Source organism: Vibrio sp. LB10LO1 (assembly GCF_010092875.1).
In the GTDB taxonomy this organism is placed as follows: domain Bacteria; phylum Pseudomonadota; class Gammaproteobacteria; order Enterobacterales; family Vibrionaceae; genus Vibrio; species Vibrio campbellii.
In genome coordinates this window covers 84,834-98,809 of record NZ_JAADJW010000013.1, presented here as the reverse complement: position 1 = coordinate 98,809, position 13,976 = coordinate 84,834, and the positions used below count along the sequence as shown (strand labels likewise).

The window sequence follows — 13,976 nt, the reverse complement described above, 5'->3', positions numbered from 1 at the left end:
CGAATCCGGTTAAGCCATTAACTCAACCAATTGCGCCAAGCATTCTTTATCCAGTATCGGATGAGGCTCGACGCCCGTGACCAAAACGATATCCACGGAAGGCAGCGATGGCATATCGTCTAAGATCTTAAGATCCTCGCTAACGCTAATACTGCCCATCGCACCGATAGCCATGCCTGAACGTACAATCGCTCGTTGTGCAGAGGCCGTATTGCAACATGCCAGTAGTTGATAAGGAGTACCACGTTTGGTTAATCCGTCTACCGCTGCCGCATGGTATTTGCAGTCGGTTTGGAATAGGGCGAGAGGGAGAGGTTGGGCTTGCTCGATGTCAAAATCAGGATGAGCAATCCACACGCCTTTGTCGCTTGCTAGCCAGTAACCTTCCTCACTGTCCGGTGCTCTTGTCACAATAGCGGCGTCTAGCTTTCCTTCATCAAGTTTTTCTCTCAAGGTGATGCTCGGCTCACTAAAGACTTGAATCGAACATGTGGGCTCAGATTGCTGTAATACGCGGATGACTTTAGGCAAGATATTGTCATTGTAATCCTCAGGGCAACCTAAGCGAAGAGGGCGCTTGTTTTCATAACGTTTAACTTGTTTCAGCGCTTGATTGTGCAAGCTGACTAGTTGCTCTGCATGAGAGCGAAGTGCCAGTCCCGCTTCACTTAAGACAAGGTTACGACCTTCTTTTTCAAACAAACTGACGCTGAGTTCGTCTTCCAGCTTACGCATTTGTGCACTAAACGCTGATTGGGTGCGATTGATCTGCTTGGCTGCACGAGTGAAACTTCCCGTTTCTACAAAAGCAAGAAAGCTGCGTAACGCATCGATATCCATATCTAAAACTCATCCATCGTTTTTGTTGAAGTGTTCCATCAAAACTATCCGTTAGTCCCCTTAAACACAATCAGATATTGTGAATGGGTACTCAAAACACGAACCGCATGGAGGCGTCATGAAACTGTTTATTGCTAACCAAAACTACTCAAGCTGGTCACTGCGTGCATGGCTGATCTTTTCTCAATTCAAATTGAATGTGGAAGTCACCAAGCTGAAGTTGTTCACGGAAGATTTTTACAAGACCTTGGAAGGTATTACACCAACGGCGAAAGTACCGACCTTGGTGGATGGCGATGCAACCGTGTGGGATTCATTAGCGATTTTGGAATACGTTAACGAGCAATACTTACAAGGCCAAGCATGGCCAAGCAACTCCGCAGAACGAGCTAAAGCCCGCGCTATCGCCGCTGAAATGCACTCGGGTTTCTTTGATTTAAGAAACGAACTCCCAATGAACATCCGCGCCCGCAGAAAAGTCGATTTAACGGAGGGTGTACGTAAAGATATTGCTCGTATTGATGCCATTTGGGCAGAGCAATCAGAGCTGCATCCAAACGGTTGGCTATTTGGAGAGTGGTCGATTGTAGATGCCATGTATGCTCCGGTGGCATTACGTTTCCAAACTTACGGTATCGAGTTATCGGAAGGTGCCAAAGCCTACCAACAGAAGGTACTAGCAAGTGAATCTTTACAGCAATGGTTGGAAGAGGCGAACCAAGAAACGGATATCGTAGAAGAAGATGAAGCAGGGGTAGAGGTCTAAAAAATCGTGTGTGAGAAGTAGTTGGTCGATATGGGCATTGAAGCCACATTGTTTCGTGGCTTCAGAACTCGCATGGCTGTTGCAGAAACAAGCTATCATTAGAGATGTCAGGCATAAAGGTGGCATCCCGAGTAATAAGCACAATCCCGAGGTGGTTGGGCGTATCTTGTTGTTAAAAATAAAAATATAGATACGTCAACGAAAGTAAATCTACTTCGATGGAGGATTGGTATGCGACGACTTACTTTTAGGAACATCGCTATTGGATTGTTATTAATGGTTCAATCCATGGCGCATGCTTCGACGCTAAATGATGTGGATATGCAAGAACAAGACGTTGGGAATAAACCGTATTATGTTATTTCCGCTGTGTTTGGGGGGGAGGTTGAAGAGCCTAGCCAAACAAGCTCACCGTTTAGTGTCCCTGTCTCTTTAATGATTCCGAAGCAAAGCTGTAATCAGGTTGCGATTGTTGATGTTGTGAACAGCGTGCTTTTTGAATTTCCACCCACACCTCTTGGTTACATCACGCTAAATATTGGACAAATAATACTCGGAGAAAACTTCATTTCGGGGAGAGGTGAAAACAGTTTTATTTATGCGAGCGTTATTTGGGATAAAAACGTGGTAGACCAGACGAGTGGAACGATCGTCAAGGGGACGGATGGTTATAGCATCTTGCGACAGTTTGCTCATTTTTTAAAAACGAATGAGGTCCTTTCCATGTTGCAGCTCGAAACTGACTGTGAAATAAAACAAACGATTGGTTTCGGTTGGTCGCAAACTGGTAAGTTGCTAGCGACCATGCTTACGGAAGAGCTCAATGGGAGCATAGAAAATCCCGCCTTTGATGGCTTGTTCCTTGGTGTCGCTGGTGGCATTTGTCGTCATTTAATTAATGATGTGTTTCCTTGGCGATATGCACCTTGCTCAAAAGCGCCTATGAAACATGTCCCGACGGTCGCTTACAATACACAAAGTGAAACAGAACTTGCTCGCGGAGATGGCAAGTTAAGAAGCTCAACGTCGAACTTTAGTATTTATGAGTACGCTGGCCTCGCTCATATTGATAAGCAGTTTCTGCCATTTGAAGTGTTGTTTGGTGGTTTAGGCTTCAACTTTAAGCAAAACCCGGTTTCTGTTGCACCTTCCGTTAGAGCCGCGTTTTGGAATCTGTATTTGAAACTGAAAGATGACGTCCCAACACCAAAAAGTCGTACGCTTTTTTCAAAGCCGGATCCTCAGGCCTTCGTTGCGTTCTTGGATCTAAGAGGGGATGACTCTCTATTGAGTTGGAGTGGTGGTCAGGTATACATCACTGACTCGAATAGAGATGGCTTCGCCGAAGGCGGGATACGTCTTCCTCACATGCCTAGTTCAAAGCAAAGTTCATTCTCATCTAAGATGGGGGCTCCATTAGGTATCTATGGCGGTATTGATTACAGCTATGCCGGAGGCCCTGGGATCTTCTTTGCTAACGGTGGGACATTTTCAGAATATGACGACGAAACATTGCTAATGCTTTATCCAACCAAGCAAACATACGTGCAAAGAGTTGTGCTATCTGTATGGTCTTTGATCTTTGAGCGCTATCTTTTGATTGAAGATGGAATGATGCTCATAGAGCAAGCTGAGGAATTACAATTGTCGATATGGGAGCCTTAGTCTCGGTGGGACAGGTAAGGGTTCGAACATTAAGAGCCTCACCGAGTGTGAGGCTCTATTCAAAATACCTTGCTTGCTTTTCATGCTTACTATTCATGTATTAAGCCACTTCGGTTTGCTCGAAATGATTTCTCTGCATTGCTTGCCACTAATGAACGCTGCTTTATTACTTTCAGGCTGTGTAATCGCATTAGTGGATTCCAGTGGTGTACTCTCTTAGCCCCCTTTATTTCCTCTCTGTCACGGGAAGATTTGACAGTACGCTTATCGTTTTCTGAAGGTAAGTTAACGTCCTAATCATGCTCCTGCAATTAAACTTTGTGTTCAACGAGATCAAGAGCTATTTATACAAAAATACATCATAATGTTACAATTTCTCAAAGTTGAGAATATAATGCGCAAAAAGAAAGCTATTCTCACATGGTATGTAGAAGTCACGTTATATACTGATATCTATACATTAAATCGCTCCAATAAGTTTGTTGAGTGCTATCACTTCTGAGAAGGCAGGCTACAAACTAAACATCTATCCCATTAACTAGGCCTTTCATGTTTGCAAACAATAAGAAAAATTCAACGAATCTAGTTTTGCTCTCCTTTCTTCCGAGTCTTTTCGCGCTGGCGTTTTTGTATTTCAGCTTTAGTCAGTCACTTGATGAATTATCTCAGTTAAAAGCGTCGAGTGTGGTTCAAGAGGTCGATGAGATTCTGGAGTATGGTGAAGAGGCTAACAACCAATCCTTAATGCTTTTGGAGAAGCCCGATAGCTGTGAGGCTCACAGTGTGGCTTTGCGCCATTTGGTTGCGACAGTGCCGTATGTACGAAGTGCCAACTTAGCCAAAGATAATGTGATTTACTGTACCTCGATCTGGGGAGACAGCCATTACCAGTACGATCTAGCAGATTACAGCTCCGGGCGTTTACGCTTAATGCATGGCAGTAAAGTCGATGCCAAACATCCTCTTATTGTGGTTCGGTCTGAGTCGGGTGAGGATACCGCATTTAGTGGTATAGACAGCCTGTACTTAAGGCAGCTGTTAGAGCCTCACGACAAGTTGCGCTCATACTTGGCTGTAGGTGAACAGTGGCTCGATAACAAAGACCTTGTGCTTAAAGTTAACCCAGCGGACAAGCTGGTCGCTTGGCATAAAGTGTCGTCAGCGAACTTTCCTTACAGTGTGTATTCGGGGTTTGATTACCCTAGTATGATTTCTGCATTTTGGGAGCATGATAATCAATATATTGTTGTTATCTTAATCATTCAGACGCTATTCGCGCTTTACCTTCTGTGGCTATCAAGACGTCCATCAAACCTATATCTAGAGATAGAGAGGGCGATGGAAAACAAAGAGTTTGTCCCTTACGCGCAACCTATTTTGAACAGTGCAAACAGAGAGATTCAGGGAATTGAAATCCTTTTGCGCTGGCAGCACCCAGTGCAAGGGACGGTAAGACCGGATCTTTTCATCCCTAAAGCTGAACGCTCAGGGTTGATCCTCCCGATCACACATCAATTGATGATACATACTGCGAAAGAAATTCGCCTTTGGAAAGACAAGCTACCAAAACCTTTTCATGTCGGTGTGAATATATCACCGCAACATTGCTCAAAAGGGACGCTTGTTAGCGCTTGCCAAGAGTTCATCGATATTGTTGACTCTAAAGACGTTACCTTGGTCTTAGAACTCACGGAGAGAGAGGCGTTAAATTACTGCGATTTAACCGATGAAATATTCACTCAGATAAAAAGTATGGGCTGTAAAATCGCAATCGATGATTTCGGTACAGGGCATTCTTCTTTGGTCAACTTGCGTAAAGTCGATTTAGATTATCTTAAGATTGATCAAACGTTTGTACGAGATATTGGCGTCGACACGATAACCGGCCACTTACTACAGAATATGATTACTTTGTCTCATGACTTGTCGTTGGATGTGGTCGCTGAAGGGGTAGAAACGGAATTTCAAGCGGAGTACTTAAAGGAGAGAGGCGTAAGCTATCTACAAGGGTTCTTGTTTGCTAAGCCTATGCCGCTTAAAGAATTTTTGAGTAAGGAGTTTGACTCTTAGACTGGCCGACACATTAAGCTAGCGCAACAGCTGTGCCATTGCGCTAGTCATTCATTGGTTACATGTTCTGATAACTCGGTCCGCCGCCACCTTCTGGTGCCTTCCAAGTGATGTTCTGCGACGGATCTTTGATGTCACAGGTTTTGCAATGCACACAGTTTGCGGCGTTGATTTGGAATAACTTCTCGCCCTCTACTTCTACTACTTCATATACACCAGCAGGGCAGTAGCGCTGACTCGGCTCATCAAACTTCTTCAAATGCACTTGAATCGGAATATGAGGATAGGCGAGTTGCAAATGGCATGGCTGGTTTTCTTCGTGCTGTGTCCCGGACAAAAACACTGATGAAGGTTTATCGAAGCTAATTACACCATCTGGTTTCGAGTATTGAATAGGTTGGCACTCATCAATTGGTTTCAGCTGTTCATGATCGAGCGAAGGATCGGCAATTGTCCACGGTATTGGTTTCTTGACTAGTGGTTGCCAGATATTGTGTTCAAATGTCGAAAGTGCACCGCCGAGTAGACTGCCGAACTTATGAATGTTCGCACCAAAGTTACGCGTCTCGCTGAGTTCTTCATACAACCATGAGCTTTCAAATCGGCTTTGGTAATCCGGTTCTGGATTTGTTTGTGTGAATGCTTCGATAATGGCTTCTGCCGCTAGCAAGCCAGATTTCATCGCAGTGTGACTGCCTTTGATTTTGGCGACGTTCAAGGTGCCTGCATCGCAACCAATTAATAGACCGCCGGGGAATTGTTGTTTCGGCAGAGAAGAAAGTCCACCCTTGGCAATAGCCCTTGCTCCGTAAGCGATGCGTTGAGCACCTTTCAAGTGTTTTTCGATTGCAGGGTGGTGCTTAAAGCGTTGAAACTCGTCAAATGGGCTCAAGTAAGGGTTGCTGTAGTTTAAGTCGACAATAAGCCCAACGGCGATTTGATTGTTTTCCATGTGATAAAGAAAACCGCCACCTGTGGTGTTCGATTCGCTCAGTGGATACCCTGCAGAATGAATCACGCTGCCAGATTGATCTTTGGCGCCAGCAGGTAACTCCCAGATCTCTTTTAGCCCGAGCGAATAATGTTGCGGTTGTTTACCATCATCTAAGCCGAATCTTTGGATGAGCTCTTTACCAAGGTGGCCTCGGCACCCCTCGGCGAATACAGTGTATTTGGCTTTTAACTCGATACCCGCTTCAAAGTTGGGTTTGGCTTCTCCTTTCTTGTCCAAACCCATGTCACTGGTGTTTACTCCGGTTACTGCACCTGATTCGTCGTAGTTTATGGTGGAAGCCGCGAAGCCGGGATAGACCTCGACACCGAGCGATTCCGCCTGCTCTGCTAACCAACGACACAAGTTTGCCAAGCTGATAACGTAGTTGTTTTCATCGTTAAGCATTGGGTTTGGTGTCAGAAAGTGAGGCACGCGGACGTGGTTAAGTTCTGTCGTTAGGTATAAGAAGGCGTCGTTTTTTACGGATGCCGAGAGAGGCGTGCCCATGCTCTGCCAGTCTGGAAAGAGTTCATCCAACGCATGAGTCTCAAATACCGCGCCAGATAAAATGTGGGCGCCAACTTCTGAACCTTTTTCAACCACACAAATAGAAAGCGGCTCATCCTCTCGCTTTTGATTGAGTTGCGCTAATCGACAGGCGGCACTCAACCCAGCAGGTCCTGCGCCAACAATCACCACATCAAATTCCATGCATTCTCGTTCCATCATCTTGCTTCCTTTGTGTAAAACCTTTCTTCGTGTTTCAGGTGCTTCTTTTAATAAGCAGTGCTCGTATAAAGAACTATAGTCCAGTTGACGTAAACGTAAACTAAACTAAGCTCAAATGGTAACGTCAAAGGGCGTGATAAGATTTTTCAGTGACAATGTCACCAAATGTTTTTTGCAAGCAACACGATGAAAATGCTTAGCTTTAATTAAAATCTTGGTCACGTATGACCCAATTGCTAGGACGCGTATCGCTATTGCGATCTGCTAGGAGGGAATGTGAAAGTACTGGTTGCGATTAAACGTGTAGTTGATCCTTACGTGAAAGTTAGGGTGAAATCGGATGGTTCCGGCGTGGAAACCAACAACGTAAAAATGACGATGAATCCGTTCTGTGAAATTGCGGTGGAAGAGGCAGTACGCCTAAAAGAATCCTGCGTTGCGGAAGAGGTGCTAGTGGTCTCTATTGGAGATGCTAGCTGTCAGGAGCAATTACGTTTAGCACTGGCGCTGGGTGCAGACCGTGCGATCCATATCGATGTTGAGCTGCCGCCAGAGCCTCTTGCGGTAGCGAAGTTGCTCAAAGCCGTGATGGAGCAAGAACAGGCTCAACTGGTGCTTTTGGGTAAGCAGTCAATCGATACCGATAACAACCAAGTTGCACAAATGTTGGCTGCATTGACGAATCGTCCTCAAGGGACATTTGCATCGGAAGTGAAAGTCGAAGGGGAAACGGCTTTAGTTACGAGAGAAATCGATGGCGGTTTAGAGACGCTCAAACTGGATTTGCCTGCAATTATCAGCACAGATTTGCGTCTAAATGAACCGCGTTATGCCTCTCTACCGAACATCATGAAAGCGAAGAAGAAGCCTTTGTCTGTCATGACACCAGACTTCTTTGATGTGAGTGTTGAACGCTCTCAACAGGTACTTGAAGTCATGACACCGCCTGCACGAAAAGCGGGCGAAATGGTAGGCAGTGTGAGCGAGTTAGTCGACAAGCTCAAAAACGAAGCGAAAGTGATTTAGGAGGCATAATCATGGAAAACAAACCGTTAGCAACCTTGGTCATTGTGGAACACGATAACCAATCACTTTCAGTGGACACATTACGCGCATTGAGTGCGGCTTCTTATATTCAACAAGACGGTACACCTTTGCCTGTAACGGCGTTGCTTATCGGCCATCATTGCAGTTCTGTATTGGGCGAGTTGAAGTGTGTACAAGGTATTTCGCAGATCATCGCGATTGATGCTGCCGAATATCAGCATCCGTTGGCAGAAAACCTGTCGACATTAATTGCCGACGTTGGTAAGGATTTTTCTCATATCCTAGCTCCTGCGAGTACTTTTGGTAAAAACCTAATGCCTCGTGTCGCTGCATTGCTGAATGTTGGGCAGCTGTCGGATGTGATTGCGATTGAATCGCCTGATACGGTTGTTCGTCCAATCTATGCCGGTAATGCGTTAGCCAGAGTTCGCTCGGACGATGCTACCAAAGTGATGACGATTCGAAGCTCTGCGTTTGACGCAATTGCTGTGTCTGATTCTCCAGTAGTTGAGAATGTCGCCACGTTAGAAACGGTAATTAAGGCAGAACACTGTGAGTTTGTTTCACAGCAAAAAGCGGAAAGTGAAAGACCAGAGCTACCGGCGGCGAACGTCGTTGTGTCCGGCGGTCGTGGGTTGGGCAGCAAAGAGAACTTTGCGCTGGTGGAACAACTTGCTGACAAGCTTGGTGGCGCTATTGGTGCGTCTCGCGCTGCGGTCGATGCGGGTTTTGTGTCTAACGATTTGCAAGTTGGGCAGACAGGTAAGATTGTCGCGCCTCAGCTGTACATTGCTGTGGGTATCTCTGGTGCAATTCAGCATTTGGCAGGGATGAAGGACTCCAAGGTGATTGTAGCAATCAACAGTGATCCAGAAGCCCCAATCTTCCAAGTTGCAGACTATGGTTTAGTTGGCGACCTTTTTGAGATTATGCCGGAGTTGCTAGAGAAGGTGTAAGTTCACCACTTTTCGGGCGTCATTCTGAGTTGCAAGGAACGAGCGTGATTCAGAATCTGTTATCAAAGTGCGCTGTGGGTTCATTGCTATGAAAGCCCTGCGGTGTTCGTTGTTCTTAGATTCCTAGTCGCGCTTAGGCTTGCTGGAATGACGCGCTAGAGTTTTCTAAGAAGAATCAGGTTCTTAAGGCGCTTTTTGCTGAGTGCGGAGCAAAAAGAGTCATTCCCTAGAGTGAAGAGTAAGCGAGTAGGGAATCTCTTTCTTGCTCACTACTTTAAGTCGTCATTCTGAGTTGCAAGGAACGAGCGTGATTGAGAATCTGTTATCAAAGTGCGCTGTGGGTTCATTAATATGAAAGCCCTTCAGTGCGCTTTGCCATTAGATTCCTAGTCGCGCTTAGGCTTGCTGGAATGACGCGTTGAAATTTCCTTTAAGTGTCAGGTTTTTACGGCGCTATTTGTTGATCGCAGGCCAAACAGCGTCATTCCCTAGAGTGAAGAATGAGCGAGTAGGGAATCTCTCTTTAAATGCACTTTAAACAACAAAAGGGCTTCCGATTGGAAGCCCTTCGCTAATTATGGAAAAAGCTGCTTAAACACTCGGTTTTCTCAAGTGCTCTGCCAGTACTTTTGTGAACCTTGCTGCTTCACCACCAGTACATGCTCGGTGGTCAAACGTAATCGACAGCGGCATGGCTTTCACTGCTACAGCTTGCCCGTCTCGAATTACGACCTTCTCAATGATTCGACCCGCACCGACAATCGCAACTTGCGGAGGAGTTACAACAGGCGTTGCGTAGATACCTGCAATCGCGCCAAAGTTAGAAAGCGTAATGGTCGCATGTTGTAGCTGATCACGACCAATCTTACGTTCGCGTATGCCTTGTACGGTTTGATCTAACCAACGGCGCACCTCTTGCGGCTCATACTCATCAGCGTGTCGAAGTACAGGCACGTACAAACCATGTCGGCTGTCGACCGCAATACCGATGTTCACTGTACTGTGGACACAACGCGTCATGGTTTCCGCATCAAACCATGCATTCATGGCGGGTTCTTCCTGACAAGCATGCACAATGGCTTGGACGAGACGAATACTGATGTCTTCGCCTTGCTTCCAACCATCTAAGACCGCTTCTTCAGTAATGGTTACTGCTGCGACATTATGGTGAGATTCCGCCATTGTCGACACCATGGTTCGACGTGCACCTTTCAGCACCTCTGTTCCTGGGCGCTGTTTGCCAGCTTCGTCATAGATATCTGAATCAAGGATCAAACCGTCGGGGCCGCTACCTTTCACCAACGCTAAATCGACTCCTAGTTTATTCGCTAATAAACGCGCCGAAGGGAGAGCGCTGATGAGATTATCGGGAGAGGGGTTATGTTCACCGCCAATCCAGAAGTCATCGACATTCACGCTATGTGCGTGCTGGGAGACATTACCCACCACGGTTGCAGCATCAGCCGTTTGCTTTTGTTCTGTAGCTGCTTGTTCTGCTCCAGTTTCATCGATTTCCAGAAGTAGAGCACCGATGTTAATCACATCACCTTCTTCACCGTGGCGACTGACGATCCGACCACCATAAGGAGCAGGGACATCCACGGTTGCTTTTGCGGTTTCTACGGTAAGCACTATTTGATCGAGTTGGACCATATCGCCAACACTAATGTGCCATTTCACAATTTCTGACTCAGCGAGACCTTCGCCGAGGTCGGGTAAATTAAACGTCTTCATTTCCAATCCTCCACGAGTTCGCGCGCGGCGAGTACAATGTCTTCTTCCTGAACCATGTAATAATCTTCGTTGCGGTAGTACGGCATAATGGTATCCATACCTGTGACGCGTTTTGGTGGCGCTTTGAGTAGGCACATCGCATGTTCTGCGGTTCTGGCTAGCAGTTCTGAGCCGACACCACAGGTTTTACTGGCTTCATGTACCACCAAGAGGCGTCCGGTTTTCTCAAGTGAACGGAAGATGGTCGCGGTATCAATGGGTTTGATGCTGGCTAAATCAATCACCTCAACTTCGATACCCTGATTAGACAGCGTTTGAGCTGCTTGCAGTGATTCAACCACGCATGCGCCCCAAGTCACTAATGTGACGTCGCGACCTTTGCGTAAGGTAAAGCAAGTATCCAGAGGAAGTGCCTCTCCGTTATCAATCACTTCTGATTTCACAGTGCGATAGATACGTTTCGGCTCGAAGAACATCACCGGATCGTTACTACGAATGGCTGCAAGGAGCAAACCGTAAGCACGTTGCGGTGAGGAAGGAATCACAACCTTAAAACCTGCGGTGTGAGCAAACAGAGCTTCAACACTTTCAGAGTGATGTTCTGGTGCGTGAATACCGCCACCAAAAGGTGCACGGAACACTGCGGGGCAGGTAAGTCGACCACGAGTACGGTTACGCATTCGCGCTGCGTGACACATTAAATGCTCCAGCGCGGGGAAGACAAAGCCTTGGAACTGAAACTCTGCGACAGGTCTTAAGCCTTGCGTTGCCATCCCGACGGTGACACCGCCGATAAGTGCTTCGGCCAATGGCGTATCGATAACGCGCTTAAGGCCGTACTTTTGTTTGAGCCCGACAGTGGCGCGGAATACCCCGCCGTTGTCACCCACATCTTCGCCAAGGACGATGACATTCGGGTCGTGTTCCATTTCATGGTGCAGTGCGAGGTTCACTGCTTCAACTAACGTCAGTTCAGCCATGTTTCCCTCCCTGCATTCGCATTGCTTTGTTGATTAGCTCATCCCTTTGCGCATGAAGCTCTTGGGGTAGGGATTCATAAAGGAAGTCGAAGCCCGTTTCAGGCGCTTGATTCGGCATATTGAGATAACGTTCAACGGAGAGTTCAACTTGTTCCTTGCAGTGGGCTTGCCACTCTTGTTCTTGCTCGTTATTCCAAACGCCTTGATTGGTGAGAAAGGTTTTAAGGCGACGGACTGGCTCATATTGCCAAGCCGTTTGAACTTCATCCTCGTTACGATAACGGGTCGCGTCGTCGGCAGTGGTGTGATCGCTCAAGCGGTAACTTACGGCTTCTATTAACGTCGCGCCTTTGCCTTTTCTGGCTCGGTCGAGGGCAGTCATTGTTGCGTCAAATACCGCAACGACGTCATTACCATCTACAGTAATGCCAGGAATACCTGCACCTTTGGCTTTTTCTGATAAAAACTCCGCGGCGCATTGTAAGGTGCGCGGTACGGAGATGGCCCACTGGTTGTTGTTCACTATGAAGACCAATGGAATGTTCCAAGCGCCCGCACAGTTGACGGATTCGAGGAAGTCACCTTTAGATGTCGCTCCGTCACCGCACATCACTAAAGCTGCCTCATGATTACCTTGGATCTTCAGTGTAGATGCAACGCCCACCGCATGAGTACATTGGGTGGCGATAGGAACACAGAAAGGTAAATCTCGGCTAGGGAATGGGCTGCCTTCTGGTGCGAAGTCGCTGCCGCGTTCATCGCCTCCCCAGTATTGCAGATTCTTTTCCATACCAATACCACGACACCACATCGCTGGCATGTCGCGATAGTAAGGAACAAAGACGTCACTGGCTTTTAGTGCTCTGCCAACCGCAATCCCAATGGCTTCCGAGCCAAGGTGTGAAGGGTAGGTGCCTAATTTACCGGTGCGTTGCAGAGCAACGGCTTTGTTATCGTAGGTGCGAGTTAATACCATGTCTTGGTAAAAACCGACCAGTACTTCTAGGTCAGCCCAGTTGGGTAGTTGGCTGACGAGGTTCCCATCATGGTCGATAAACCGATGCATGGGTAATGCCTGAACGTTCATCTCAAGCTCCTTTTGAAGCTGCGGGTCTTTTGGACTGCAGCTGCTTATTGTTAAATCAAAGTCTGTATGGGTACTCAGTCTTTGATATCAGCGCAAAAGGCCATACCTAGGATTGCAGTTGTTTTTGTTAGTTATCGACGCACCTCTTTTCCGTCTCTCTAGCAAAACTGTGTTCTGGTAAAACACAAGGCGTCGTTTAATACTGCTGTTTACACCGCCTAATCCAGTGATGAATCTTGGTATAACCAGATATAGTAAGTGTAAACAAGTTGTTAAATTGTGCTTTAATTTGAGTTGTCTTCATCAGTAAAATTTCGCTTACACCGTACTTTTCTAGGATAAAATACTGCTTTTAAGAATTGTACGATTTCAAAGTTGAAGGGATTCACTGAGCTTGACATGAAATTTGTAATAAAATTGTTTTGTGAAATTTTACACATTGCGCGATTTATCAGCAGTTTGAGACGATAATGTCGTAACACGTTAATCTCGTTGTCACGCTTTGACGATCGAACGACACTTGTGACTTCCCAATGTCATAGAATGAAGGTAGTGTGACGAAAAATTAAAGCCTGTGATACACATGGAGAAGTTATGTACCACGTTCATGTTTACTTTCCGCTTCAACAACAAGATAAAGCTCAAGCGCTCAATGAGATCATTCGTCAGGAGCGCCAAGATGTTTTGCGAGTATCTCCGTTAGTGTGCAAATTAGTCGGCCCGCACAAGATGCCAATGTTTGAACTGCATATTGAATCGGTCAGTGATGAGTTTCTTGCTTGGCTTGATACCATTAGAGGTGGCTTTTCAGTCCTAATTCATCCAGTCAGCGACAATGAGCTACGTGATCATACCGAGCGTGCGATTTGGTTGGGACGTGAACTTGGCGTGTTTGAAGAAAAGCTCGAAGCATAAATCATTCGTATAGGCCACTGCTTTCCCTCCCAATGGCCTATCTAGATACAGCAATTCCGTCCATCGTGTGCTAAACCTTAATAACGGTAGTGATAAAGTAGTCACTGCCGTTTTGAAAATATTTGTGATGTTTAGCAATGCATTAAAACAAGATTAAGCACAAAAACAGGGAAGTGCAGTTTACGACCCCAAC

General features: G+C 46.3%; 11 protein-coding genes. 6 read left to right on the top strand and 5 right to left on the bottom strand.

The annotated features are described in order from the left end of the window. Positions 1-9: 9 nt before the first annotated feature. The gene (locus GXP65_RS11805) at positions 10-840 is read right to left on the bottom strand and encodes a LysR family transcriptional regulator (protein ID WP_061008461.1); all 831 of its coding nucleotides are present in this window, start codon (positions 838-840) and stop codon (positions 10-12) included. Between the two features lie 118 nt (positions 841-958). Here GXP65_RS11805 and GXP65_RS11800 point away from each other — a divergent pair, with 118 nt between their 5' ends. The 3 genes from GXP65_RS11800 to GXP65_RS11790 all read left to right on the top strand — a co-directional run bounded on the left by GXP65_RS11800 (position 959) and on the right by GXP65_RS11790 (position 5,341). Then, positions 959-1,606 (top strand): glutathione S-transferase family protein, encoded by a 648-nt coding sequence (locus tag GXP65_RS11800; RefSeq protein ID WP_162092888.1) that lies wholly within the window; start codon positions 959-961, stop codon positions 1,604-1,606. Positions 1,607-1,837: 231 nt separating this feature from the next. Then, entirely contained in the window at positions 1,838-3,271 is a 1,434-nt protein-coding gene (locus GXP65_RS11795) for an alpha/beta hydrolase domain-containing protein (RefSeq protein WP_162092887.1), read from the top strand. A gap of 549 nt (positions 3,272-3,820) precedes the next feature. Then, positions 3,821-5,341, top strand: coding sequence for an EAL domain-containing protein (locus tag GXP65_RS11790; protein ID WP_162092886.1), 1,521 nt, complete (start codon positions 3,821-3,823; stop codon positions 5,339-5,341). A 58-nt stretch (positions 5,342-5,399) separates the two neighbouring features. Here the strand turns inward: GXP65_RS11790 and GXP65_RS11785 are convergent, their stop codons facing one another. Then, positions 5,400-7,061 carry an electron transfer flavoprotein-ubiquinone oxidoreductase gene (locus tag GXP65_RS11785; RefSeq protein WP_162092915.1) on the bottom strand — a complete coding sequence of 554 codons (1,662 nt, stop codon included), beginning with the start codon at positions 7,059-7,061 and terminating at the stop codon, positions 5,400-5,402. A 279-nt stretch (positions 7,062-7,340) separates the two neighbouring features. Here GXP65_RS11785 and GXP65_RS11780 point away from each other — a divergent pair, with 279 nt between their 5' ends. Both GXP65_RS11780 and GXP65_RS11775 read left to right on the top strand, forming a co-directional pair. Further along, a complete protein-coding gene (locus GXP65_RS11780) occupies positions 7,341-8,090 on the top strand; it encodes an electron transfer flavoprotein subunit beta/FixA family protein (RefSeq protein ID WP_162092885.1) in 750 nt (249 codons plus the stop codon). A gap of 11 nt (positions 8,091-8,101) precedes the next feature. Then, positions 8,102-9,067, top strand: a complete 966-nt coding sequence (locus tag GXP65_RS11775; protein ID WP_162092884.1) for an FAD-binding protein — start codon at positions 8,102-8,104, stop codon at positions 9,065-9,067. A 591-nt stretch (positions 9,068-9,658) separates the two neighbouring features. On the opposite strand, the gene GXP65_RS11770 is transcribed toward GXP65_RS11775, so the two are convergent. Genes GXP65_RS11770 through pdhA form a run of 3 tightly spaced genes read right to left on the bottom strand, consistent with a single transcriptional unit; the run spans position 9,659 to position 12,868 of the window. After that, a complete protein-coding gene (locus GXP65_RS11770) occupies positions 9,659-10,801 on the bottom strand; it encodes a dihydrolipoamide acetyltransferase family protein (protein WP_045374889.1) in 1,143 nt (380 codons plus the stop codon). Further along, positions 10,798-11,781 carry an alpha-ketoacid dehydrogenase subunit beta gene (locus GXP65_RS11765; protein ID WP_005431463.1) on the bottom strand — a complete coding sequence of 328 codons (984 nt, stop codon included), beginning with the start codon at positions 11,779-11,781 and terminating at the stop codon, positions 10,798-10,800. The genes GXP65_RS11770 and GXP65_RS11765 overlap by 4 nt, the downstream gene beginning before the upstream one ends. Further along, a complete protein-coding gene (gene pdhA / locus GXP65_RS11760) occupies positions 11,774-12,868 on the bottom strand; it encodes a pyruvate dehydrogenase (acetyl-transferring) E1 component subunit alpha (RefSeq protein ID WP_162092883.1) in 1,095 nt (364 codons plus the stop codon). Before pdhA ends, GXP65_RS11765 begins: the two co-directional genes overlap by 8 nt. Before the next feature lie 594 nt (positions 12,869-13,462). On the opposite strand from pdhA, the gene GXP65_RS11755 reads away from it, so the two are divergent. Then, positions 13,463-13,783, top strand: a complete 321-nt coding sequence (locus GXP65_RS11755) for a DOPA 4,5-dioxygenase family protein (RefSeq protein ID WP_045395611.1) — start codon at positions 13,463-13,465, stop codon at positions 13,781-13,783. Positions 13,784-13,976 lie beyond the last annotated feature (193 nt).

Coding starts and splice junctions, on each gene's coding strand:
- GXP65_RS11785 (WP_162092915.1), bottom strand. CDS start 7,061: ATGGAACGAGAATGCATGGAATTTGATGTGGTGATTGTTGGCGCAGGA.
- GXP65_RS11790 (WP_162092886.1), top strand. CDS start 3,821: ATGTTTGCAAACAATAAGAAAAATTCAACGAATCTAGTTTTGCTCTCC.
- GXP65_RS11765 (WP_005431463.1), bottom strand. CDS start 11,781: ATGGCTGAACTGACGTTAGTTGAAGCAGTGAACCTCGCACTGCACCAT.
- pdhA (WP_162092883.1), bottom strand. CDS start 12,868: ATGAACGTTCAGGCATTACCCATGCATCGGTTTATCGACCATGATGGG.
- GXP65_RS11800 (WP_162092888.1), top strand. CDS start 959: ATGAAACTGTTTATTGCTAACCAAAACTACTCAAGCTGGTCACTGCGT.
- GXP65_RS11805 (WP_061008461.1), bottom strand. CDS start 840: ATGGATATCGATGCGTTACGCAGCTTTCTTGCTTTTGTAGAAACGGGA.
- GXP65_RS11795 (WP_162092887.1), top strand. CDS start 1,838: ATGCGACGACTTACTTTTAGGAACATCGCTATTGGATTGTTATTAATG.
- GXP65_RS11775 (WP_162092884.1), top strand. CDS start 8,102: ATGGAAAACAAACCGTTAGCAACCTTGGTCATTGTGGAACACGATAAC.
- GXP65_RS11755 (WP_045395611.1), top strand. CDS start 13,463: ATGTACCACGTTCATGTTTACTTTCCGCTTCAACAACAAGATAAAGCT.
- GXP65_RS11770 (WP_045374889.1), bottom strand. CDS start 10,801: ATGAAGACGTTTAATTTACCCGACCTCGGCGAAGGTCTCGCTGAGTCA.